The sequence below is a fragment of the Saccharopolyspora antimicrobica genome (assembly GCF_003635025.1).
GTDB lineage: Bacteria > Actinomycetota > Actinomycetes > Mycobacteriales > Pseudonocardiaceae > Saccharopolyspora > Saccharopolyspora antimicrobica.
Genome location: NZ_RBXX01000002.1, coordinates 4,757,356 through 4,780,228, shown reverse-complemented (window position 1 = coordinate 4,780,228; position 22,873 = coordinate 4,757,356). Strand labels below are relative to the sequence as shown.

At 70.9% G+C, this 22,873-nt stretch carries 24 protein-coding genes and 1 pseudogene; 14 read left to right on the top strand and 11 right to left on the bottom strand.

Going from position 1 to position 22,873, the window contains the following annotated elements; all coding sequences use genetic code 11:
• Window positions 1-221 precede the first annotated feature (221 nt).
• From ATL45_RS23155 to ATL45_RS23145, 3 genes are all read right to left on the bottom strand, one after another.
• Window positions 222-1,019, bottom strand: a complete 798-nt coding sequence (locus ATL45_RS23155; RefSeq protein ID WP_093148573.1) for a DUF2637 domain-containing protein — start codon at window positions 1,017-1,019, stop codon at window positions 222-224.
• 262 nt (window positions 1,020-1,281) lie between these two features.
• Window positions 1,282-1,731 (bottom strand): alcohol dehydrogenase catalytic domain-containing protein, encoded by a 450-nt coding sequence (locus ATL45_RS40255; protein WP_121505384.1) that lies wholly within the window; start codon window positions 1,729-1,731, stop codon window positions 1,282-1,284.
• A 58-nt stretch (window positions 1,732-1,789) separates the two neighbouring features.
• Window positions 1,790-2,752 (bottom strand): alpha/beta hydrolase, encoded by a 963-nt coding sequence (locus tag ATL45_RS23145; RefSeq protein ID WP_093148571.1) that lies wholly within the window; start codon window positions 2,750-2,752, stop codon window positions 1,790-1,792.
• A 284-nt stretch (window positions 2,753-3,036) separates the two neighbouring features.
• On the opposite strand from ATL45_RS23145, the pseudogene ATL45_RS39725 reads away from it, so the two are divergent.
• Window positions 3,037-3,135: pseudogene (locus ATL45_RS39725) on the top strand (hypothetical protein); the annotation flags it as partial.
• 34 nt (window positions 3,136-3,169) lie between these two features.
• A complete protein-coding gene (locus ATL45_RS39720; RefSeq protein WP_170210113.1) occupies window positions 3,170-3,322 on the top strand; it encodes a hypothetical protein in 153 nt (50 codons plus the stop codon).
• Between the two features lie 12 nt (window positions 3,323-3,334).
• On the opposite strand, the gene ATL45_RS23135 is transcribed toward ATL45_RS39720, so the two are convergent.
• A complete protein-coding gene (locus ATL45_RS23135; RefSeq protein WP_211841266.1) occupies window positions 3,335-4,396 on the bottom strand; it encodes a PQQ-dependent sugar dehydrogenase in 1,062 nt (353 codons plus the stop codon).
• Window positions 4,397-4,725: 329 nt separating this feature from the next.
• On the opposite strand from ATL45_RS23135, the gene ATL45_RS23130 reads away from it, so the two are divergent.
• The 5 genes from ATL45_RS23130 to ATL45_RS23110 all read left to right on the top strand — a co-directional run bounded on the left by ATL45_RS23130 (window position 4,726) and on the right by ATL45_RS23110 (window position 8,907).
• Window positions 4,726-5,625: an EamA family transporter gene (locus ATL45_RS23130; RefSeq protein WP_093148568.1), complete on the top strand. Its 900-nt coding sequence runs from the start codon at window positions 4,726-4,728 to the stop codon at window positions 5,623-5,625.
• Window positions 5,622-6,182 carry an NADPH-dependent FMN reductase gene (locus ATL45_RS23125; protein ID WP_093148564.1) on the top strand — a complete coding sequence of 187 codons (561 nt, stop codon included), beginning with the start codon at window positions 5,622-5,624 and terminating at the stop codon, window positions 6,180-6,182. Before ATL45_RS23130 ends, ATL45_RS23125 begins: the two co-directional genes overlap by 4 nt.
• Before the next feature lie 87 nt (window positions 6,183-6,269).
• Entirely contained in the window at window positions 6,270-6,815 is a 546-nt protein-coding gene (locus ATL45_RS23120; protein WP_093148560.1) for a MarR family winged helix-turn-helix transcriptional regulator, read from the top strand.
• A 332-nt stretch (window positions 6,816-7,147) separates the two neighbouring features.
• A complete protein-coding gene (locus ATL45_RS23115; RefSeq protein ID WP_093148555.1) occupies window positions 7,148-8,194 on the top strand; it encodes a MerR family transcriptional regulator in 1,047 nt (348 codons plus the stop codon).
• A 77-nt stretch (window positions 8,195-8,271) separates the two neighbouring features.
• Window positions 8,272-8,907 carry a hypothetical protein gene (locus tag ATL45_RS23110; RefSeq protein WP_177241924.1) on the top strand — a complete coding sequence of 212 codons (636 nt, stop codon included), beginning with the start codon at window positions 8,272-8,274 and terminating at the stop codon, window positions 8,905-8,907.
• A gap of 22 nt (window positions 8,908-8,929) precedes the next feature.
• On the opposite strand, the gene ATL45_RS23105 is transcribed toward ATL45_RS23110, so the two are convergent.
• The 4 genes from ATL45_RS23105 to ATL45_RS23090 form a co-directional block, all read right to left on the bottom strand.
• A complete protein-coding gene (locus ATL45_RS23105; protein ID WP_093148550.1) occupies window positions 8,930-10,993 on the bottom strand; it encodes a sensor histidine kinase in 2,064 nt (687 codons plus the stop codon).
• Between the two features lie 204 nt (window positions 10,994-11,197).
• Window positions 11,198-11,950, bottom strand: a complete 753-nt coding sequence (gene pepE / locus ATL45_RS23100; protein WP_246025492.1) for a dipeptidase PepE — start codon at window positions 11,948-11,950, stop codon at window positions 11,198-11,200.
• Between the two features lie 79 nt (window positions 11,951-12,029).
• Complete coding sequence (locus ATL45_RS23095; protein ID WP_093148546.1) at window positions 12,030-12,422, bottom strand: phage holin family protein; 393 nt, start codon at window positions 12,420-12,422, stop codon at window positions 12,030-12,032.
• A gap of 228 nt (window positions 12,423-12,650) precedes the next feature.
• On the bottom strand, window positions 12,651-13,616 hold the full coding sequence (locus ATL45_RS23090) for a Ppx/GppA phosphatase family protein (RefSeq protein ID WP_093148542.1): 966 nt from the start codon (window positions 13,614-13,616) through the stop codon (window positions 12,651-12,653).
• Window positions 13,617-13,864: 248 nt separating this feature from the next.
• Here ATL45_RS23090 and ATL45_RS23085 point away from each other — a divergent pair, with 248 nt between their 5' ends.
• Window positions 13,865-14,911, top strand: coding sequence for an LLM class F420-dependent oxidoreductase (locus tag ATL45_RS23085; RefSeq protein ID WP_093148538.1), 1,047 nt, complete (start codon window positions 13,865-13,867; stop codon window positions 14,909-14,911).
• Window positions 14,912-14,998: 87 nt separating this feature from the next.
• Here ATL45_RS23085 and ATL45_RS23080 read toward each other — a convergent pair whose 3' ends face one another.
• Window positions 14,999-15,961 carry a D-2-hydroxyacid dehydrogenase family protein gene (locus tag ATL45_RS23080; RefSeq protein WP_211841462.1) on the bottom strand — a complete coding sequence of 321 codons (963 nt, stop codon included), beginning with the start codon at window positions 15,959-15,961 and terminating at the stop codon, window positions 14,999-15,001.
• 86 nt (window positions 15,962-16,047) lie between these two features.
• Here ATL45_RS23080 and ATL45_RS23075 point away from each other — a divergent pair, with 86 nt between their 5' ends.
• Window positions 16,048-16,791 carry a cupin domain-containing protein gene (locus ATL45_RS23075; RefSeq protein WP_093148532.1) on the top strand — a complete coding sequence of 248 codons (744 nt, stop codon included), beginning with the start codon at window positions 16,048-16,050 and terminating at the stop codon, window positions 16,789-16,791.
• On the opposite strand, the gene ATL45_RS23070 is transcribed toward ATL45_RS23075, so the two are convergent.
• The gene (locus tag ATL45_RS23070; RefSeq protein ID WP_147452917.1) at window positions 16,754-17,023 is read right to left on the bottom strand and encodes a hypothetical protein; all 270 of its coding nucleotides are present in this window, start codon (window positions 17,021-17,023) and stop codon (window positions 16,754-16,756) included. The genes ATL45_RS23075 and ATL45_RS23070 overlap by 38 nt on opposite strands.
• 415 nt (window positions 17,024-17,438) lie before the next feature.
• Here ATL45_RS23070 and ATL45_RS23065 point away from each other — a divergent pair, with 415 nt between their 5' ends.
• The 3 genes from ATL45_RS23065 (at window position 17,439) to ATL45_RS23055 (ending at window position 20,153) form a co-directional block, all read left to right on the top strand.
• Window positions 17,439-17,849, top strand: a complete 411-nt coding sequence (locus ATL45_RS23065) for a hypothetical protein (RefSeq protein ID WP_093148525.1) — start codon at window positions 17,439-17,441, stop codon at window positions 17,847-17,849.
• A 242-nt stretch (window positions 17,850-18,091) separates the two neighbouring features.
• On the top strand, window positions 18,092-19,006 hold the full coding sequence (locus ATL45_RS23060) for an ABC transporter ATP-binding protein (protein ID WP_093149703.1): 915 nt from the start codon (window positions 18,092-18,094) through the stop codon (window positions 19,004-19,006).
• A gap of 154 nt (window positions 19,007-19,160) precedes the next feature.
• Entirely contained in the window at window positions 19,161-20,153 is a 993-nt protein-coding gene (locus tag ATL45_RS23055; protein WP_093148522.1) for an ABC transporter permease, read from the top strand.
• 43 nt (window positions 20,154-20,196) lie between these two features.
• Here ATL45_RS23055 and ATL45_RS23050 read toward each other — a convergent pair whose 3' ends face one another.
• Window positions 20,197-20,652 carry a nuclear transport factor 2 family protein gene (locus tag ATL45_RS23050; protein ID WP_093148519.1) on the bottom strand — a complete coding sequence of 152 codons (456 nt, stop codon included), beginning with the start codon at window positions 20,650-20,652 and terminating at the stop codon, window positions 20,197-20,199.
• An 84-nt stretch (window positions 20,653-20,736) separates the two neighbouring features.
• On the opposite strand from ATL45_RS23050, the gene ATL45_RS23045 reads away from it, so the two are divergent.
• Together ATL45_RS23045 and ATL45_RS23040 are read left to right on the top strand one after the other, a co-directional pair.
• Window positions 20,737-21,324, top strand: a complete 588-nt coding sequence (locus tag ATL45_RS23045; protein ID WP_093148515.1) for a TetR/AcrR family transcriptional regulator — start codon at window positions 20,737-20,739, stop codon at window positions 21,322-21,324.
• Window positions 21,325-21,373: 49 nt separating this feature from the next.
• The gene (locus ATL45_RS23040; protein ID WP_093148512.1) at window positions 21,374-22,873 is read left to right on the top strand and encodes an amino acid permease; all 1,500 of its coding nucleotides are present in this window, start codon (window positions 21,374-21,376) and stop codon (window positions 22,871-22,873) included.

Here is a 22,873-nt window from a genome sequence, read left to right as displayed (position 1 = left end):
AGAACGTGACGCGCTCGCACATCCTCCGAAGTCGCCTGGCAACGTGCTGGACATCCGGCCACCTGCGAATTCAGTTGTCGAACCCGGCGCCGATGCTCCCACCGACTTTCGGGAAACTTCCGCCATTCGGCGTAGTACCTGACCGCGCGGTAGGCGCCGAACCTCGGTCGCCCACCGCGGCAAGTCGCCTTCGCCCATGGCTTGATCGCAAGGCTATCGCCTCAGCCCATCGTTGCAGGCACCGCTCCTAGCTGGTGGTGTTGGCGGATCTGGCGTGTGAGAGCGCGGGCTCGGGTTGAGCCGATGCTGAGCTCTCGACGGAGCGTGTCGGCTGAGATTGGACGTTGATACAGAAGCCAGTGTTCAGCGTCGAGTCGGTATGCCTCCTCGCTCAGTGGATCGTCATCGTCGCCGTGCGGAGCCTCTAGGACGGCGTCGGCACCGACAGCGATGTGGCCAGGGATGTTGTTTACGGCCGTGCACGGCACTGGCACGTCCCCGATCCCCGCAGAAGTTACCGAGGCCTGGCTGATCTGGCCCGGGGCCGTCGAGTGCGGCTGGGGTGATGCACTCTCGTCGTCGGGCTCCTGAACGGTCTCTCCTGTCATCTCCGCGCGGCGCCGCTTGAGCGCCTGGTTGAGCAGCTCGACTGACAACAGCAGTGCCAGCGGTGGGCAGGCCGCGACGGCGATGGAGAAGGCGTTCAGCTCGGGTGCGGAGGCGATGTTGGCGCACAGCGACAACCCGATGCCGAGGGTGAACGACAGCCATGCCTTCCATCGCCCGGCCGGGCGATGGCGGTGGCCGGCTTTCCACAGTTCGACTGTGGCCAACGTGAGCAGGCCGTCGACGATGAGCGGCCAGAGCGTGGCGGTGGTCTCGTCTGCGCCGAAGCGCAGGGCGAAGGCTCGACCATGCCGGTAGGAGACGTAGGCCGCGCCAACTGCTACCAGGAGAGTGCAGGCGCACTGCACCTGCAGTGAGTAGTCCGGGCGCCGTGGCCGGTGATCTGGATTCATACCTGTTCACCCCGCGTTGAAGACGAGGAACAGCGCGCCCAGGTCTGCTGGCATGGACTCCGCACGGGGGTGGGCGGCGAGTGGTGGCGAGCTGGCCGGAGACGGCTCAGGCGCGAAATCACGGATCCTCCTCCATGATCACATGGCGATTTCATGGCGACGGGAACACGCGGCAACGCGTCAGAACCCGTCGGAACGAGGAGGAAGGAGGGCCGCTGACCTGCGGCGGAGAACGAAGACGCTGGTCGCGAAACCGGAGGCGCTACCTTGACACGGTAGAGGTCACTGGTTCAATCCCAGTATCGCGCACCAGTTCTTTTCCCAGCTCCGCGGAGTGGGCTCGCCGCCATCTCGCTAATGACGATGCGGTACTCGACCGCCTGATTCGCAGATGCCCGGCTAGGCATGTTCTGCCACTTTCGCATCTTGCGGCGTCGCGGCGCATCGGCATCGACACCACCAGCGTGCCCGGTTTCCAGCGGCGGTGCGTACCTGGCCCGTACCCGACGACCTCGTCATCGCTGCGCGGAGCGTCGAGGTACCCGACCTGCGCGGCCATCTCGGCGAGGTAGTCCCCGTGGACGCGCGCGTGGAGATCGGATCCGCAGATCCCCGCTCTGGCGACGTTGAGCATGACCTGGCCGGGTCCCGGCCGCGGGGCGGGGATCTCCGCCACGCTCAGCTCTCCGGCACGGCACACGACGGCCTTCATCACGGACAACTTCGATCACACTTTCCGCTGGTCGGAGTCAGGGGGATTCAGCAGGCGGTCAGCTTTCGAGCAGCCGGGCGACCCAGGCGTTGCGGGCAGCCGCCATGCCGCGCGCGAGCGCGGTGTGCGGGGCGGCCACGTCGAACCCGTGGAACCCGCCGGGCCACACGTGCAACTCGGCCTGGACGCCGGAGCGCCACAGCGCCGTCGCGTAGGCGACGTCCTCGTCGCGGAAGACCTCTGCGGAGCCGCAGTCGATGAACGCAGGCGGGAGCCCGGACAGATCGGTGGCGCGCGCCGGAGCGGCGTAGATCGACACGTCCTCGGTGCCGCGTCGCTCGCCCAGCAGAGCGTTCCACCCGGTCAGGTTGCTCTGGCGGTCCCACAGCCCGAAACCGTCGTACTGGGCCGTCGAAACGGATTGATCGCGGTCGTCGAGCATGGGGTAGATCAGGACCTGCCCGGCGAGCTCGGGCCCCTTGCGATCGCGAGCCAGCAGGGCGGTGCCCGCGGCGAGTCCGCCGCCGGCGCTGGCGCCGGAGATGATGAGGCGATCGGGGTCGATGCCGAGTTCGGCGGCGTGCTCGGCGGTCCCCAGCAGGCCCGCGTAGCAGTCCTCGACCGGGTAGGGGTCGGGGAACTCCGGTGCGAGCCGGTACTCGATCGCGACGACGACCGCGTCGTGCTCGACGATCCAGGGCAGGAAGTGGCTCATCCCCGTCGTGCGGTCGCCCATGATCATTCCGCCGCCGTGGATCTGGTAGAAACCCGGGCCCGCTTCCGTGTGATCCGCGCGCGCGAACACCGATACGGGCAGGTCGGCACCTTCGTACCCGGGAATCGTGAGATCGCGCCGGGTGACTCCCGCGGTGCGCAGCATCTCCTCGACGGCCTCCATCTGGTTGCCCGCCTCGCGCAGCGCCGGGATCGTCTCCGGCGTGATGGCCGGGACCTCCGCGTTGACGATGGCGAGCACCGCTTCCAGCTCCGGGTCGAACGGCGGTCGGGTGTTCCGGGTCATCGGGTTCCTCCCACTGCGGTGCACCCGCATCCGGGTGACGTTTCCTCCATGATTCGGCCGGAACGCGGGCCGGTGCCACCGCCGGGTGCGGCAGATATCTCGGCGAATCGTCCCGCCGTTCGCACGCAGGTGACCGGCCGAGCGATCCGGATCGGGCGCGTCTCCTGCGCGGCCCGACAGCTGGCGGTCGATCGGCATCGAACGCGCTGCGGTTGGCGGGTTCCGGGTCGCTCCTCCGCGGGCGAGGCTCGTCGTTGTCATTCCCCGGGAGAGCGGAGCAGAACATGGTCTGGCCAGCAGGAGAAGCGGCTTTCGTCACCGGCGCGGCATCGGGGATCGGCCTCGGCCTCTCCCGGGCTCTCGTCGCCGCAGGAGCGAAGGTCGCGCTCGCCGACATCGATGCGCAACGCCTCACCGATGTCGCGAACGAGCTCCCATCGCGAGTGGGGATCGCACGTCCGCGGTGTGCACGCGGAGATCGAGGCCGCGTTCGACGAGTTCGACGGCAGGCACGGGCCGGATCCGGCAGCGCGAATCCTGGCGGAGGGCGGGAATCCCGTCGCGTCCTGAGCGAGCGGGAGGTCAGTCCGGGACGGTGCTCAGGAGGTGGTCGTCGCCCGGGCGCGGGTCTCCTCGGCTGTCGGTGTTGTTCGTGAGGATCAACAGCTTGCCGTCCGGGGCGAGGACCACGTCCCGGAGGCGGCCGAACTCGCCGGTGTAGTGCTCGACCGAGGTCGCCGGGTCGGTCAGCGGGATCTCGCGGATCCGCTCGCCGCGCAGGTTGGCGACGTAGGCGGTGTCCCCCGCGATCGTCATACCGCTCGGGCTGGCGTCCGCCGGGGACCACTGCTGGACCGGGTCGACGAACTCGTCCCGGTGTGCGATGCCCTCCACCTCGGGCCAGCCGTAGTTGCCGCCGGGTTGGATGATGTTCAGCTCGTCCCAGGTGTTCTGGCCGAACTCCGTGGCGTACATCGTCCCGCTCGCCGACCACGCGATGCCCTGCGCGTTGCGGTGGCCGTAGCTGAGCACGAGCGAGCCGGGGAACGGGTTGTCCGGCGGGACCCCGCCGTCCGGGGTCATCCGGAGGATCTTGCCCGCCAGGGAGCCGAGGTCCTGCGCGCTGTTGCGGGTCTGGGCGTCGCCGGTGGTGGCGTAGAGCATCCCGTCCGGGCCGAACGCGATGCGTCCGCCGTTGTGGTTGCCGGCAGCGGGGATTCCGCCGAGGATCTCCTGCGGTGCGCCGAGCCGCAGCGTCCCCGCACCACCGGTGAGCTCGTAGCGCTCGATCCGGTTCTCCTCGCCTGCGGTGAAGTACGCGTACAGGTGCCCGCCCCGCACGGCGATCCCGAGGAGCCCGCCTTCGCCGGTGCCCTCGACGCCTGCGATCGTGCCGATCTCGCGGGCGTCCCCGGTCGGGGAGAGCTCGACGATCCGGGCGGTGTCCCGCTCGCTGATCAGCGGGGTGCCCTCGTGGAACGCGATCGACCACGGCGCCGCGAGGCCGTCGGCGACCACTGCGGGTCGGCCCCAGCGGGATTCCGGTGGGGCGGTGACCGGAGCGGTCGTGCACGAGGTCAGGGCGAGCAGGGCAGCGGCGAGCTGGAGCACCCGTCGCGCAGTCATCCCGCGCTCATCGTCCATGTCTTCAACGGTAGGCGAGATCACCGCCGTGGCGGTATCCCTACACGACGCTCTCGTCGGCAGGGCGAGGTGAGGGCGTCCCGAATCCGTTGCGGGACGGCCGTTTCGGGCCGGAACCGCACGGCAATCCCGACTCGTCCGGGGAAATCGCGGAAAGCGATCGCGGATACCCACCCACTCGATCCAAGGCACCTGACGGAGCAACACGCGCCGGACCGGAGCCGAGCCGCCAGCATCGCCGCCGTAAAAATCTCGATAACGAGATACTTGACAGCGACAGTCCCCTGCTGGTTCTATCTCGATATCGAGACAAACCGAGGACGGACGACATGGCCACCATCACCACCAGCGCACCCGCGGTGCCCCGCCGGACGCCGGTGCCGCTGCGCGACGTAGCGCTCACCGCGCTCGCACCCGCGGGCTTCGGAACCGTCTACGCCGCAACGGCTTTGCTGCTCCCACCGGATCGGCCACTGCTGGCCGGGGCGATGCGGGCCCTGCCCGCGGGGCTGCTCATCCTGGCCCTCACCCGGACGCTCCCGCGCGGGAGGTGGTGGCCGAAGGCGATCGCGCTCGCGCTCCTCAACGTCGGGGCGTTCTTCCCGCTGCTCTTCCTCGCCGCCTACCGGCTGCCCGGCGGGTTCGCCGCCGCGCTCGGAGCGCTGCAACCGCTCGTCGTCGCCGCGCTGGCGGCGGTGCTGCTGAAGACCCGCACCCCGGGCCGGATCCTGCTCGCCTTCGTCGTAGCCGCGATGGGGATCGGGCTCATGACGATCACTGCCATCACCGCGCCGGACCCGGTCGGCGTCGCCGCGATGCTGGCCGCGACTTCGATCATGGGCCTGGGGATCGTGCTCGGGAAGAAGTGGGGCTCACCGGTCCCGCCGCTGACCATGACCGGCTGGCAGCTCACCATCGGCGGGCTCGTCCTCTGGCCGCTGACCCTCGTGGCCGAAGGGCTGCCCGCGACGATCACCGCCCAGAACGTGGCCGGGTTCGTCTACGTCGGACTCGTCGGCACCGCACTGGCCTACACGCTGTGGTTCCGCGGCGTGCAACGACTCGCACCCACCGCGGTGTCGCAGCTGTCCACTGTGAACCCGCTCGTCGCGACCGCCGTCGGGTTCGCCCTGCTCGGCCAGACGCTCACGCCCTGGCAACTCGCCGGATTCACCATCGCCCTGCTCGCCCTCGTGGCGGGCCAGTCCATGAACAGGAGCACGAAATGACCGTCCCCGAGCACCACGTCCTCGCCCTGTCCGGCAGCCTGCGCGCGGGCCCCTACAACACCGCGCTGCTGCGGGCGGCCCGTGACCTCGCACCGGGCTCGATTTCCGTGCACGTCCACCCCGGCCTCGGCGATCTGCCGCTGTACAACGAAGATCTGGAGCAGAACCCGCTTCCGGAGGCCGTGCTCGAACTGCACCGGCAGATCCTGCGGGCCGACGGGCTGCTGATCGCGACACCGGAGCACAACTCGGCGATCCCCGCGGCGCTGAAGAACGCGATCGACTGGATGAGCCGCATGCCCGGTGGCTCCGGGATGAGCGGGAAGCCGGTCGCGGTGGCGGGCGCCTCGCCCGGCGCTCTCGGCACGGTGCGGGCCCAGCTCGGCCTGCGCCAGATCCTCACCAGCGTCGGCGCCGAAGTCCTCGCCAAGCCGGAGGTGATGGTGTTCCGCGCGCACGAACGGTTCGACGACGGGGTCTTGACCGACGGGTTCACCCGCACCCTGCTCACCGACCTGCTGTCCGAGCTGGCGGCGCGGATCAAGCGGGGTGGCTGATGGCCGGGCCGCCGCAGCCCTGGTAGCCGCGGTGGTCTGGTGCTGAGCGCGGTCGGGGTAATCTCGACGTCGAGGTAAGGAGCGGAGATGACCGACAGCGTCGACGTGATCATGGATCTGTGGCGCGACGAAGCACCGGAACTGGCCGACGACCTGTGGCCGGTGGCGATCGTGGGGCGGGTCCAGCGCCTGTCCCGCATCCTCGACCGCGCGCTGAAGGCCTTCTACGCCGAGCACGGGCTGGAGGTGTGGGAGTTCGACGTGCTCACCACGCTCCGGCGCTCCGGTCCCCCGTACGAACTCACCCCCGGCGCACTGCTCGACGCGGCGATGATCACCTCGAGCACGGTCACCAACCGCATCGACCGGATGGAGTCCAAGGGCCTGGTCGAGCGCATCCGCGACACCGACGACCGCCGCTCGGTCCGCGTCCGCCTCACCGAGCACGGAGCCGAGGTCGTGGACCGGATCTTCCGCCTCCACCTCGCCAACGAAGCACGGCTGCTCCCGGACTACAGCCCCGCCGACTACGAACACCTCGTCGGCGAACTCCGCCGCCTCCTGGAGCACCTCGACGACCACCTCGACCGCGACCGCGCCACCTCCGCGCCAGCAGCGAAGAAACCGCGCTGACCCCAGCACAGGTGCGACCCTCACGTCGTGCTGGTGCGGCGCCCGCAGCAGCACCTCGCCAGTGGTCTACTGTGGACCTGCACCTCCCGTTCGACCGGACCCCGCACCACCACTGATCGAACAGTGGGAAACCTCCGCGATTTCGGTAGAAATCGGATGCTCCCCACCGCAGGTTCCGTCGCGAACGTGACGGATCCAATTTCAATTGAAATCGCTACACCACCCAGGGTGACAACCCACCGCTTTGAACCCGAACCCAGCCCCGCGCCCGACGCCACCGGCCAGATTCCGGGTTTGACCTTCAAGCGAGTTGAAGGCCGACAATCGCTCTCATGGACGACGAGCTCCTGAACATCGGCGCCTTCGCCCGGCAGGCCGGGTTGACGCCGAGCGCGCTGCGGTTCTACGACGACTGCGACGTGCTGATCCCCGCGCACGTCGACGCGGTGACCGGGTACCGCTACTACTCCCCCGACCAGCTCTCCCGCGCCGTGCTGCTGCGCCGGTTGCGGGCGGCGGGAGTGCCGTTGCCCGAGGTCGGCGCGGTGCTCGACGGGACCGCTGAGCAGGCCCGCGCCGCGCTGACGGCCCACGCGCAGCGGGCGCGAGACGTGGCGGCGGCCGCGCAGGCCGAGATCGGGGAGATCCTGCGCTCGCTGCCGGGCGGTGAGCGGCGGACGCTGGTCCGCCTCGGCGGAGCGGAGCTGTCCAGCGCCGTGCGCCAGGTGTCACCGTCGGTCGCCGGAGCCGCCGCCCGGGCGGAGTTCCCGGTGCTGGGCTGCATCCTCGTCGAGCTCGACGAGGAGGTGCGGCTGGTCGCCACGGACCGCTACCGGCTGGCGGTCCGGACGCTGCGCCCGGCGTTCACCGACGGTGCCGCGACCAGGCTGGTGGTCGACGCCGCCGCACTGGCCGACATCGCGTCGTGGGCGCTGCCGCTGGCCGAGGTCGGCATCGAGGTCGACGACCGCGGCGCGCGGCTGCACGGCGGCGGCCGGTCTCGTGCCCTGCCGACCTGCGACGAGACCTTCCCCGACTACAAGCTGATCCTGGACGACCTGCCCGCCCCGGAGAACCGGGTCATCACCGACCGGAGCGCCCTGTGCGCGGCGCTGCTCCAAGCGCCCGGCCCGGTCGTCCTGCGCACCGACGACGGGCACCTGCTGATCACCGACCGCGACGGGTGCACCGTCGAGCGGCCCGCCGTGCACACCGGGCCACCGCTGCGCATCGCCTTCGATCCGGCAGTGCTCGTCCCGGCGCTGGAAGCCGGTGTCGGGCCCGACGTCCTGCTGGAGTTCTCCGCACCGGACCGGCCGGTGGTGGTCCGCTCCGCCGACCAGGGCAGCTTCACCACCCTGGTCATGCCCGTGCGCTGAACGCTCGACCGAAGAACCTTCCACTCCGGCCGGTGGCAAACACGGGCCGGAAGACGTTCCACGAGAGGAATCCGACCGTGAACCCCGAGAACCCCGTCGTCCAGCTCTGCTCGCAGGGCATGCAGGCCGAGGCCGAAGGCCGGGACGACGACGCGCGCGCGCACTTCCAGCAGGCCTGGGAACTCGCCACCGACGACTACGAGGCCAGCATCGCCGCCCACTACCTCGCCCGGCACCAGCCGTCTCCCGAGCAGGCGCTGCACTGGAACCGGGAGAGCCTGGCCCGCGCGGAGCGGGTCACCGACGAGCGGGTGACCGGTTTCTTCACCTCGCTGCACCTCAACCTGGCGAAGTCCTACCGGGACCTCGATCAGCACGACCAGGCGCAGGAGCACTTCGCGCTGGCCGCCCGGCACATCGGCGACGTCCCGCCCGGCCAGTACGCGGACTGGACCCGGTTCGCCATCGCCGAAGGGCTGCGCCCGGTCAATCCCGCCGCCGAGCTGATCGACGACCTGATCGCGGAGTTCTGCGCCCGCCGCGACCTGAAGGCGCTCGCCCTCGTGCTGCCCGCACGGCTCGGTGACCTCGGCACCGACGACGATCGCACGCGCCTGCGCACCGCCCTGCACATGCTGCACGCCGCCCGCTGGCTGCCCGACGCCGAGCAGGACACGCTCGGCCGGGCCATCACCGCGCTGACGCCGGCATGACCGACCACTGTGGACGGCCCGGTCAGTCGCCGGGTCGCTCCCGGCCCTTCCACTTCGGCCGGACCCGGTCGTCCGAGGAGCCCGGCGACCGCTCGGCGGTGGACGACGACGGGAGGCGCAGCAGGTCCGGTTCCTCCGACCGGTCCTCGAAGAGCCGGTCGTGCGCCACGATGTTGGCGGGCAGCCGGACGTAGGCCACCGTGCCCTCGCCCGATGCCTCGCGCAGCTCCACCTTGATGCCGCGGCGGGAGGCCAGCACGGCCACCACGAACAGGCCGAGCCGGGAGTCGCCGCGCAGCGTGATGTCCTCGAACTTCGGCTTGCTGGCCAGCAGGACGTTGGCCTCGTCGCGCTCGGCCGGGCGCATGCCCATGCCCTCGTCCTCGATCCGCACCAGCACACCGCCGCGCGTGGTGTCGCCGCAGTAGACCTGCACCCGCGACTCCGGCGCGGAGAACGACGTGGCGTTGTCCATCAGCTCGGCCAGCAGGTGGATCACGTCGCCCACCGCCGCGCCGACCACCGAGAGATCCGGCGTCCGGTGCACCTGGATGCGGTCGAAGTGCTCGGTCTCGGCGATCGCCGCGCGCACCACGTCGGCCAGCCGCACCGGCTTGCGCCACTTGCGCCCGGCCTGCACCCCGGCCAGCACCACCAGGTTCTCGGCGTTGCGGCGGGCGCGGGTGGCCAGGTGGTCCAGCTCGAACAGCCCGGCCAGCCGCTCCGGGTGCTCCTCGTTGCGCTCCATCCGGTCGAGCACCTTCAGCTGGCGGTGCACCAGGCCCTGGTTGCGGTGCGCGATGCCGAGGAAGACCTTGTTGAACCCGGCCTTGGCGTGGTTCTCCTGCACCGCGGCCGCCACCGCCGTGTGGTGCGCGGTGTTGAACGCGTCGGCGACCTGGCCGATCTCGTCGGTGCCGTAGTCCAGCGGCGCGAGCTCGGCCTCCACGTCGACCTGCTCGCCGCGCTCCAGCCGGGCCATGATGTCCGGCAACCGCTCGTGGGCCAGCCGCAGCGTGTCGTCGCTCAGGCTCGCCAACCGGGAGACCAGCGTCCGGTCCACCAGGCCGCGGGCGACGCGGGCCGCCAGCACGATGCTGACCAGCACGACCAGCAGCCCCACCAGGCTGATCGCCAGCACCTCCAGGAGCCGGCTGTTGCCGTTGTCCAAGCCGAGTTCGACGCCTTCGCGGGCCTGCTGCTGGGCGACCTCGATCAGCTTCTCCGACACCTCCGCGGTGACCTGGCCCCACTCCACCGGATCCACCGGGGTCACGCCGGGCTGGGGCGGGCGCTCGATCAGCTCGTTCTCGAAGGCGACCAGCTTCCGCCAGGCCTCGCTCCTGATGAGCTGCCGCAGGAGGGCGCCGCCGTTGGGCTCCATGACGGGGAGGTTCGTGTCGAGCCTGGCGTGGTAGGAGCCGACCAGGTGCGCGAACGCCACGTGATCGATGTCGCCGAACCCGCCCCCGGCCAGCGCGGCGCTGCCCAGCGAGGCGGCCTGCGACATCTGATCGGCCGCCCGGACCACCTCGCTGCCCGCCAGCCCGGCGTGGCTGGCCGCCAGGTCCGGCACGATCCGCGCCTGGGTGTCGAACAGGTCGGCCCAGGCGTCCAGCAGCCGGTTGTAGTAGTCGAAGGTCTCCTGGCGCGAGATCGCGCCGGAATCCATCCCGGCCCGCCGCTCCGGGAGTTCGGCCAGCAACCCGTCCAGCGTCCGGACCTGCCCGGCGATCGCCTGCGGCGAATCGTCGATCAGCCCGTCGAAGTTCGGCCGCGTCTCCGCGAGCGCCTCATCGGTCCGGGCGCGCTGAGCGGCCATGGCGCCCGGATCGCTGCCCGGGCGGCTGAAGCGCTCCAGCGCCATGCGGCGCTCCGCCTGCAGCTCGACCAGGCTCCGGCCCGCCGGGAGCGAGGCCTGCTGGACCCCGCGGGCGACCATCACGGCGTAGAAGCCGTCGTAGATCGTCAACGAGGAGAACCCGAGCCACAGGACCAGCAGGATCACGCTGGGCACCAAGCCGACGCGCGTCAGGCGGGCCCGGATCGTCTTGTACTCGCTCCCGGAACTGCTCGTCCGCGCCACAGTGCTCCGCAACCGTCGAACCGACCCAGTGTGCTCCCGCAGGGGTGCCCGCGCTGCCTTCAGCGGGATTCCACCACTTGGCCCAGTGCGGAGCGCCGATCGGCGGCGTCCCGCTCATGCAACCCTCGGCAGGATGTCCGCACCATAGCACAGGGTGATCGAACGGCTACGCGAATCCGGCTGCGGTGCGAGGAAATCCGGCACTCAGGAGTCGAAATGCGGTTCGGTGCTGAGCAGCGGCGTGAGGTCTTCGCCCGGTGCGAGGTCGCGGGGCTCGACGCCGCGGCTGAACAAGCGTGCGCCGGTGGTGCCGCCGAGCTCGGCCCGCTCGCCGCGCACGCGCAGCCAGGAACCCTCGCGGACGCCCAGCACCGGCACGTCGTTGTCCTCCAGGAACTCCGCGATCCGCTGCTCCCGGGTCTCGCCCATGTGCGTGCTGCCGGGATCGGGGTCCACGTAGTGCGGGTTGATCTGGAACGGCACCAGCCCGATCGCCTCGAACGACGGCGGCTGCACGATGGGCATGTCGTTGCTGGTGCGCAGGGTCGGGCAGGCCATGTTGGTGCCCGCGCTGGCGCCCATGTACGGCGTGCCGCCGCGCACCGCATCGCGCAGCGCGGTGACCAGGCCGAGCCGGTGCAGCGCGGCGAGGAGCCGGAACGTGTTGCCACCGCCGATGAACACCGCCTGCGCGTCCCGGACCGCGGCGACCGGATCGGCCGACCGGTGGATGCCGTCGACGGTGATGCCGTGCGGCCCGACCGCGTTCTGCACGGTGGCGGTGTAGCCGTCGTGGTCCCGCTTGGCGAACGGCACGAACAGCAGCCGGTCCCGGTCTGCCAGCAACTCCGTCACCGCGGGCATGGCGTGTTCGAGAAAACCGGTGCCGTGCTTCACCGAACTGGACAGCAACAGCAGTTCCACGTCGCTCTCCTCCTGGTCGACATCCGGTGTCATCCCCGATCCAACCCCGACGATCCACAGTGGACCGGGCGATTCCGCCGCCGAAGCGCGGCGGTTGCGCCCGGCACGTGGATCAGCGGCGGTAGTCCTCCTGGAGCTGGGCGCGGCGGACGATCCCCGCCAGCGCGCTGCTGACGATCGTGACGATCAGCGCGCCCCAGAACGCCGGCCAGAACCCGTCCACGTGGAAGGGCAGGCCCAGCTGACCGGCCAGGTAGCTGGTCAGCCAGAACAGCAGTGCGTTGACCACCAGGCCGAACAGCCCGAGGGTGATCAGGTAGAGCAGGCAGCCCAGGGTCTTCGCGATGGGCTTGAGCACCACGTTGATCATGCCGAAGATCACCGACACCGCGAGCAGGGTGAGCACCTTGGCGGCGGTGTCCTCCCCGGACAGGTCGATGCCCGGCAGCGCGGTGGTGATCCACACCGCCACCATGGTGATCAGCAGCTGCAGCAGAACTGCCACGTCAGGTCCCCCTACGATTCGTCCGCGAGCGGCGCGAACCGCTCGCCCTGCTGTTGAGCACGTCCACCGCTCGCCGCGGGTTCACCTCGTCCGCCCGCAGGCGCCGCACGTGCTCGCCACCGCCGGCGGTTCCGCGATGCGAAAGGACCACTGGAACTCCCTCCGGCGTCTCGACCATGAACGATCCCGACGCTACCTGGCATCCGGGGGCCTCGCGCCGCTCCGGCGTCAGCGGAACAGGGTCGTCATCAGCTCGCGGACGTCGCCGCCAGCCTCGCCGTGCGCCTCGGCGAACCGGAAGACCAGGCCTTCCCGCAGGCCCCACGGGCAGATCTCCAGCTCGTCCACGCCGATGGTGCGCAGGATGAGCTCCGCCACGATCGCACCGGCCAGGATCCGGCGGGCGCGGCTGCGCGAAACGCCGGGCAGCGCCGCGCGCTGGGCTTGGTCGAGTTCGGCCAGCCGCGGGATCCAGGGGCGCAGCTTGGCGCGCGAGAGGCGGTCGGGGTGGCGGGCGAGGCGGTCCGGCGTGCTCTCGGTGAGCACCGCCAGCTGCCGCAGCACCTTCGACAGCGCCACCGGATGACCCAGGTCGGTCTCGGCGAAGCGGCTCAGCGAGCGCGGGATGGTCCGCCGCACGGCATCGACCAGTTCGTCGACCTGCTCCGGGCTCGGCGGGTCGTCCGGCAGGTACTGCCTGGTCAGCCGTACCGCGCCGAAGGGCAGCGACACCACGTCGGTGGGTTCGAGGTCCAGCCCGGTGGCCACGTCGATGGTGCCGCCGCCGATGTCCACAGTGGTCATCGGCTGGCCGCAGCGCGCGTGCCAGCGCCGGGCCGCGTGGTAGGTGACGGCGGCTTCGTCGCGGGGGCTGAGCACGCCGATCCGCACTCCGGCGGCCTCGCTGAGCTCCTCGCGCAGTCGTGCGCCGTTCGTCGCGTCGCGCACCGCGGACGTGCCGAACGCGACCAGCGTGTCCGGCCGCTGGTCGGCGGCAGCGCGCACGCAGTGCTGCACCGCGCGCACCGCCAGCTCCACGCCGCGCTCGTCGACGACGCCGTCGACACCGGTGCGCTCGGCGAGGCGGGTGCGGGCCTTGACGCTCCAGTCCGCCCGCGGCATCCGGGACCGGCCGAGGTCGACGATCTCCAGGCGCGCAGCAGTGGATCCGATGTCCAGCAGAGCGAGCTTCATGCCCGGCCCACCCGCGCACCACGCGGCCTGTTCGGCGCTTGGATGCGGTAGTGGGGCGACATGCTCCCATTGTCGGGGCCCGGACGTCCGGAAAACCGGCCAGAACGACCTTTTCCTGAGATTTCGGTCACACCCACGGCCGGGCGAGGCGATTCCCGCCACCCCGTACTCGGCGGTAACCTCTCCGACGACCTCGGCGGCGTGGCCGGCTGGACAGCGCCGCTGCCGCAAACCGGAAGGGACGGCCGATGCGCATCGGGATGCCGCTGAACTACAGCGGGGGCTTCAAGGAAACCGTCGACGACCTGGCCACCTACGAGAAGGCCGGGCTGGACATCGTCTACGTCCCCGAGGCGTACTCGTTCGACGCGGTCAGCCAGATGGGCTTCATCGCCGCCCGCACCGAACGGCTGGAGATCGCCTCCGGCATCCTGCAGATCTACACCCGCACGCCCACCCTGACCGCGATGACCGCCGCGGGCATGGACTACGTCTCCGACGGCCGCTTCACGCTGGGCATCGGCGCATCCGGGCCGCAGGTCATCGAGGGCTTCCACGGCGTGCCCTACCACGCCCCGCTGGGCCGCACCCGCGAGATCGTCGACATCTGCCGCCAGGTGTGGCGGCGGGAGAAGGTGGAGCACAGCGGCAAGCACTACGCGATCCCGCTGCCCGCCGAGCAGGGCACCGGGCTGGGCAAGCCGCTGAAGCTGATCAACCACCCGGTGCGCGAGCGCATCCCGATCATGATCGCCGCCATCGGCCCGAAGAACGTCGAGCTGGTCGCCGAGATCGCCGAGGCATGGGAGCCGATCTTCTACCTGCCGGAGCGCGCGGGCGAGGTCTGGGGCGAGCCGCTGGCGGCGGGCAAGGCCAAGCGCGACGCGTCGCTGCCGCCGCTGGACGTGGTCGCCCAGGCACCGCTGGCCATCGGCGAGGGCCTGGACGACCTGCTCGACTTCGTCCGCCCGCACGTGGCGCTCTACGTCGGCGGCATGGGCGCGAAGGGCAAGAACTTCTACAACAACCTCGCCCGCCGCTACGGCTACGAGGCCGAGGCGGAGCTGATCCAGGACCTCTACCTCAGCGGCCGCAAGGAGGAGGCGGCCGCGGCGGTCCCGCGCGACCTGCTGGAGAAGACCTCCCTGATCGGCCCGGAGAGCCACGTCAAGGAGCGGCTGGCCGCGCTGAAGGAATCGGGCGTGACGACCCTCAACGTCACCCCGATCGCCGGTGACTCCGCGACCCGCGCCAAGCTCATCGAGCAGGTCAAGCAGCTCGCCACCGACGTCTGACCGGCTGGGGCGCCCGCGATCCGGGCGCCCCGGCACTGTCCGAACTCGGCTGCGGTCGTCGTCGCTTCGCCCCTCAAGGCCGGGTCGTCATCCGGCGTTGAGGACGCGGACCGGCGCTCCCCGCAGGTGGGCCGCGATGTTCTCGACGGTGTCGGTGTAGAAGGCCCGGTAGGTGTCTTCGGTGACGTAGCCCAGGTGCGGGGTGAGCACCGTGCGCGGCGTGGTGCGCCACGGGTCGTCCGCCGGGAGGGGCTCGTGGGAGAAGACGTCGATGCCCGCACCGGCCAGCCGTCCCTCGTGCAGCGCGGCCCGCAGCGCGGCCTCGTCGACGATCGGCCCGCGCGAGGTGTTGATCAGGTACGCGGTCGGGCGCATCAGCGCCAGCTCGGCGGCGCCGACCAGGCCCCTGGTCCGGCGGCTGAGCACGGTGTGGATGGTCAGCACGTCGGAGGCCGCGAACAGCTCGTCCTTGTCAACCCGCCGCGCACCGGCCGCCGCCGCGGCCTCGCCGGTGAGGTTCTGGCTCCAGGCGATCACGTCCATGCCGAACGCCCGCCCGACGGCGGCGACCTGCGAGCCCAGCCGCCCCAGCCCGAGCACGCCCAGCGTCCGCCCCACGACCTCCAGGCCGACACCGCGCTGCCAGCCGCCCTCCCGGATCGACCGGTCCTCCTCCGGGATCTTTCGCAGCAGCGCGAAGATCAGCCCCCAGGTCAGCTCGGCGGTCGGCGCCCACGCGCGCTCCGCGCCGGCTCCCCCGGTGCCGGAGACGACGACGCCCAGCTCGCGCGCCGCGGCCATGTCGATCGACGCGTTGCGCATGCCGGTGGTCACCAGCAGCTTCAGGTTCGGCAGCGCCGCGAGCACCTCGCGCGGGAAGGCGGTGCGCTCGCGCATCGCGGCGACCACCTCGAAGGGCTCCAGCCTGCGCACCAGCTCCGCCTGATCGGCGATGTGCTCGTGGAAGAACTCGACCTGCGCGGGCAGCGAATCCCAGTCCGCGTAGTCCCGTGCAACACCCTGGTAGTCGTCCAGCACCGCAACCCGAATCGCCATGGCCCCGATCCTATGAGGCCGACCGGGCCCGGACATCCGTCTGATCGCGCCGCCCCCACCGGAAGCGGGAAACTGGCGAGGTGACTTCGACGCTGCTGCACCTGCTGCCGCTGAGCACCTTCCAGGCCGACCGCGACTCGCCGATCCGGGTCGCCAGCCTCCAGACGGACGGCTTCGTGCACTGCTCGCAGGACGTGCGCACCGCACTCGCCGTCGCCAACACCGTGTTCCGCCCGGCCACCGAGCCGATGATCGCGCTGGAGCTCGATCCGGCGAAGCTCTCCGCACCCGTGCGCTGGGAGCCCGCCCACCCCTCGCCGCCCTACAGCTTCTCCCCCGACCAGCTGTTCCCGCACGTCTACGGCCCGCTGGATCGCAGCGCGGTGATCGGCGTCCGCTACGCGCGGCGCGATCCGGCGGGCGAATTCGTCTCGCTGGAGACCCGCAACCGGACCGCCGAGGAGTTCGACCTGCTGCCGCACCCGTCGGGCGGCTGGCACCGGCGCACCTGGACCAGCCCGCAGGGCGGTTCGCGGCCGGTGGCCACGGCCGGCTACTTCCTGCTGCCGCCCGCCCAGCGCTCGGCCTGGCGGTCGGTGGACTCCGACGTGCTCTGGCTGTGGCACCGGGGCGGCCCGCTGATCCTCCTGCTGGGCGGCGACGGGCCGGAGCCCGCCGAGCCCGAGCAGCGCGTGCTGGGCGCGGGCGCCGGTCAGTCGCCGCAGCTGGTCGTCCCGGGCGGTGTCTGGTACCGGGCGCAGGCCGCCGCGACGGTCGAAACGCTCGTCAGCTGCGTTGCTTCGCCCGGCGCGGAACCGGTGTAGGCCGGTCGAAGGACCGTCGCAGGCCGGGCTTGCGCATGGCGCCGGGGCCACCGGCCGGAACCCGGCGCGGCACCGGGATCGCGTAGTGCCACCGGACGACCAGCAGGTTGGGCCGGACGACCTGGCGGTGCCTGCCCCCGGCGGGCGTGCGCCTGCCGAGCATCCGGTGCTCGACCCAGGACATCAGCAGCGGTGAGCCGAGGAGCGCACCCAGCCCGATCGTTGCGGCCAACGCGAATCCAGCCAGCGAGTTGATCACCGGCACCCACCCCCGTATGCGTAGCACCGGGCCACCTCGTGTTTCGGCGACTGGCACAAGCACGCCTACCGGCACCGCACCGGTGCGGGTGAACGGGGGCCCTTTGGACTCACCGTAGGACGGGCTGGTCGGGGCCGCTGGGCGCGTCCGGCCCGGTCGCCCGAACAGGTGATATCGGATGCGGATTCCTTGATCGGGCGAATCGCGTGGACCGGGCGCTACCATCGGATATCGGGAGTTCCGACCGCGTTTCAGCGGTGTGACCTGGCCCTCGACCGGGCAACCGAGCAGCAGCGGGGTGCGTGTTCGGCACCAGCCGCCCAATTCCGACGAGCGCAGTTCGCACCGGGGACGGACCGCGATCGAAGTACGGGGAGGTATTCGGGTCGTGAGGGGTTACGCCGTCCACCTGCTTTTCCACCTGCTGGCCATCGCGGCCGGTGCCGGCTGCGGCGCGGCGGGCGCGCTCTGGTGGTCCGGCGGCGAACCGACTGGCCTGTGGCTGGCGATCGGCGCCCTGATGATCGGGATCATCGTGCTGGTGCTGGAAGGGCTCTACATCAGCGCGAGCCAGCCGCCGCGCGCGCCGGCCCCGCCCCCGCAGTCGCGCCCGCGGATACCGGTCCCGCAGCGCCCGCGCGAGCGCACCCGCCCGGACCTCGAACCGGTCGCCGCGCCGTCGGAGACGCTGCTGCAACCGGCCCCCGAAGGCGCGTCGGTGGACCAGGAGACCAAGACCTCCGCACTCGACGCCCTCAACTCGCTGAGCACAGCCGACCGGCCGAGCGCCAAGTCCTGAAAGCTGTTTCCGACTCACCTTGCGTGGCGGTGCCGGTGGCGGAACCTCAGCCTGCCTGGACTCCGGGATCCCGGACTGATGTATGACCAGGTAGCGCGAGTGCCAAGTCCTGGACCTGCGCGCGGATGGCCGTACCGCGTCGGCCACCTGGCCGAAAAGCACGCATGAGCGGCTCGGCGCGCAACCTGATCGCACTCCGGTGCGTCCTACGACGCAAGATCAACGATCAGGAGTGCCACACGATGCCTACGCAGGACCATGCCGTCCTGGCCAGGGATGTGCGACGCCGGTTCGGCGCGGTGGAGGCCGTGCGCGGAATCGATCTCGACGTCCCCTACGGCGAGGTCACCGCCCTCGTCGGGCCGAACGGCGCGGGCAAGACGACGTTGCTGCTGATGCTGGCCACGCTGCTGGCGCCGGACTCCGGCGAGCTGCGGGTGGCGGGTGCCGACCCGGTCGCCGATCCGCTCGCGGTGCGCCGCAAGCTCGGCTGGATGCCCGACACCTTCGGCGTCTACGACCAGCTGACCACCCGCGAGTACCTGGCCTTCTTCGCCGACGCCTACCGGATGCCCGCCACCGAGGCCCGCGCCCGGGTCGCCGAGCTGCTCGCCCTGGTGCGCCTCGCGGGATTCGCCGACCAGCCGGTGCACGTGCTCTCACGAGGCCAGAAGCAGCGTCTCGCGCTGGCTCGCGCGCTGGTGCACCGGCCGTCGGTGCTGCTGCTCGACGAACCCGCCTCCGGACTGGACCCGCGCTCCCGCGTGGAGCTGCGCGACCTGCTGCGCGCGCAGGCGCGCGAGGGCACCGCGGTGCTGGTGTCCAGCCACATCCTGACGGAGCTGGCCGAGATCGCCGACCGGGTCGTGTTCGTCAACGGCGGGCAGACCGCCGGGCAGCACCGGATGGACGAACTCGACCACCGCGCCGCGTGGCGGGTGCGGGCGGTCGCCGGTGATCTGTCCGCCGCGCTGGCGCAGTGCGAGATCGCCCACACCGCGCACGCCGCGGGCATCGACGTGCAGGTCGAGTCCGAGCAGGCCGCGGCGGAGCTGCTCGCCCAGCTGATCGCCGACGGCGTGCGGGTGTCGAGCTTCGCCCCGGTCGGCAACCACCTGGAGTCCGCCTACCTGGCCTACACCGAGGAGCGCCGATGACACCCCTCGTGTCAACCGGAGTCCTGCTCAACCGCACCTCAGGGGACCGTGATGCAACCCAGCCACGAGAAACCCCCAAAACGCGAGAACAACGCCAAACGCAACCACCACTGAAAAACGCGGAGAGGCGGACAAGGGAGAGGCGGGACTGCCGATGACCCTCAGCGGGATCAAGATCGTGGCCGCGCAGGAGTTCCGGGTGCGGCTGCGCACCGGCCGCTGGCGCTGGCTGCTGATCGCGTGGGTCGCCGTCATCGCGGCCTTCACCGGGCTGCTGCGGTACGGCCTGGGCGTCGCGCGCGCGACCTCCGACGTCGGCATGGACAACATCGGCCTGCCGATGTTCGGCAGCCTGATGCTGTTCGTCCTCGGACTGGCGCTGCTGGTGTCCCCGGCGCTGGCGGCGCAGTCCATCAACGGCGACCGGGAGCGCGGCACCCTCGCCACGGTGCAGGTCACGCCGCTGACGGCGTGGGAGATCACGCTCGGCAAGTTCGCGGCGTCGTGGATCACCGGGCTGGTCTTCCTGGTGCTGACCCTGCCGTTCGCGGCGTGGGCAGTCCTGGAGGGCGGTGTCGGCCCGCTGCGCGCCCTCGCGGTGCTCGCGGTCGTCGCGCTGCTGATGGGCGTGATCTGCGCGATGGCGCAGGGCCTGTCGGCGCTGTTCGCGCGCGGGATCACCTCGACGCTGATGTCCTACGTGCTGGTGTTCGCGCTGACCATCGGCACGGTGATCGTCTTCTTCCTGTCGCTCCCGCTGACCATGAAGGAGAAGCACTACACCTACGAGGGCGGGACCTACACCTCCGACGTACCGCAGCCGCACCTCGTGTGGTGGCTGATGGCACCGAACCCGTTCGTCATCCTGGGCGATGCGGCCCCGGCCCCGCCGATGCAGTACAACCCCTACACCGGCAAGGACGAACCGGTGGTCGAAGGGGACCCGCTCAGCGGCATCGGCGTGATGGCGCGCCACATGCGCTCGGACGTCGAGACCTACCGCTCCGACGCGCTGACGTCGAGCCCCGCCGTGTGGCCCTACGGGCTCGGGTTCAACGTGCTGGTGGGCGGCGGAGCGCTGTGGCTGAGCGCGCGCCGGCTCCGCACTCCCGTGCGCAAGCTGTCCCGCGGCGTGCGGATCGCCTGATCTCCAGGTGCGTGCGGTACCGGGCGGTATCGCACGCACCTGGTCAGCGGATCGGGATCAGCCGGCCGCGCTCGGATTCCGGGCGCGGGCCGAAGATCCGGCGTTCGGCGGCGGTGATCGGCACGTCGTTGATGCTGGCCTCGCGGCGGCTCATCAGCCCTTCCGCGGTGAACTCCCACAGCTCGTTTCCGTAGCTGCGCCACCACTGCCCGTTCTCGTCGTGGCACTCGTACTGGAAGCGCACCGCGATGCGGTTCTCCTGGAAGCTCCAGAGCTCCTTGCGCAGCGCGTAGTCCTGCTCGCGGGCCCACTTCTGGCGCAGGAACTCGACGATCTCCGCGCGCCCGGTGACGAACCGGTCGCGGTTGCGCCACACCGAGTCCACTGTGTACGCCGCGGCGACGCGCTCGGGATCCCGGGTGTTCCACGCGTCCTCGGCGGCCTGGACCTTCTGCGCGGCGGTGTGCTCGTCGAACGGCGGGAAGGGCGGGCGGGACATGGCAGGACCTCCTCGTGGAGAACGATCGTTCTCCGGGTAGCGTAGAGAACGACCGTTCTCACCACAACCCCGGAAGATCACCGCATGGACCGCGACGAGGCCACCGACAAGCTGCTGGACACCGCCGAAGCCCTGTTCTACGAGCGCGGCATCCAGGCCGTGGGCATGGCCGAACTGCGCACCGCCTCCGGCGTCTCGCTCAAGCGCTTCTACCAGTGCTTCGCCTCCAAGGACGAACTGGTCGAGGCCTACCTGCGCCGCCGCGACGCGCGCTGGCTGGCCGCGCTGGCCGCGCACGTCGAGCGCAGCAGCGAGCAGCCCGCGCTCGCGGTCTTCGACTGGCTGCACGAGTGGTTCGGCGAACCGGGCTTCCGCGGCTGCGCGTTCCTCAACTCCTTCGGCGAGCTCGGCGGCGTCGCGCCCGCGGTGGCCGAAGTCGCCCGCGAGCACAAGCAGGCCCTGCACGACTACCTGCGCGGACTCGTCGAACGGCTCGACGTGGCAGATCCCGGCCGGCTCGCCGAGCAGCTGCTGATCCTGGTCGAGGGCGCGATCGCCACCGCCGCCGTGCACGGGCGGGCCGATGCCGCCCGCGCCGCGCGATCCGCCGCTGCCGCGCTGGTCGACGCCGCGCCGCGAGAACGGATGACCGGGGCCACAATTCAGTACTGAGGCGTGCGGGCCAACCCGACCTGCCGGGGTGAGGGTGAGGAGGCCACCCATGTCCATCATGCGTGTCAAGTCGGTCGAGCAGTCCATCAACGATGCGGAAGCCCCGGAATTCCGGCTCCGGCGCGTGCTGCGCGCCGTGGACCTGCTGGGCATCGGCATCGGCGCGATCATCGGGACCGGCATCTTCGTGCTCACCGGGGTGGCCGCGGCCACCGACGCGGGGCCGGGCATCTCGATCTCGTTCGTCATCTCCGGCATCGCCTGCGGGCTCGCCGCGCTGTGCTACGCCGAGTTCGCCTCGGTGGTGCCCGTCGCCGGCTCCGCCTACACGTTCTCCTACGCCTCGCTGGGCGAGTTCTTCGCCTGGCTCATCGGCTGGGACCTGATGCTGGAGTTCATCATCGGCGCTTCCACGGTGTCGGTCGGCTGGTCGCAGTACTTCGTCGAAGCGCTCAGCGCGATGGGCCTGGCGCTGCCCGAGGAGCTGACAGCCGCGCCCGGCGCCGGTGGCGTGGCGAACCTGCCCGCCGCGATCATCGCGCTGCTGCTGACGATCGTGCTGGTGATCGGCATCCGGCTGAGCGCCGCGGTCACCAACGTCGTCGTGGCCATCAAGCTCGCCGTGGTGCTGTTCTTCATCATCTTCGGCGCGTTCTTCGTCAAGACGGCCAACTGGAGCCCGTTCATCCCGCCGCACCAGCCGCCGGAGCCCGGAGCCGTCGCCGCACCGCTGGAGCAGCCGCTGATCAACGCGATCTTCGGGCAGACCGGTTCGTTCGGGCTCAGCGGCCTGGTGGCCGGCGCCGCGCTGGTGTTCTTCGCCTACATCGGCTTCGACATCGTCGCCAGCGGCGCGGAGGAGACCCGCAGGCCGCAGCGGGACATGCCGATCGGCATCCTCGGCTCGCTGGCCGTCTGCTCGGTCCTGTACGTGCTGGTGTCGCTGGTGATGACCGGCATCGTCAAGTACGACCAGCTCAACACCGCGGCCCCGATGGCCACCGCGTTCCAGGCGATCGGCGCACCGTGGGCGGTCGGGCTGGTCTCGCTGGGCGCCATCGCCGGGCTGACCACGGTGATCCTCATCCTGATGCTGGGCCAGGCCCGGGTCGGGTTCGCGATGAGCCGCGACGGGCTGCTGCCGGTGTGGTTCGCCAAGGTGCACCGCAAGTACCGCACGCCGTACCGGATCACCGTGATCACCGGCATCGTGGTGGCGATCATCGCCTCGCTGACCCCGATCAACGTGCTCGCCGAGATGACCAACATCGGCACGCTGTGCGCCTTCGTGCTGGTGTCGATCGGCGTGCTGGTGCTGCGCCGGACCCGCCCTGACCTGCCGCGGGCGTTCCGGGTGCCGTGGGTGCCGGTGATCCCGGTGCTGGCCGCGGCGGCCTGCCTCTACCTGATGCTGAACCTGGAGGGCTGGACCTGGGTCCGCTTCGGCGTCTGGATGCTCCTCGGCCTCGTCCTCTACTTCGTCTACAGCAGGCGCAACAGCCGCCTCGCCCGCGGAGAGACCATCGAAGAGGCCGCCGACGAGCTCTGA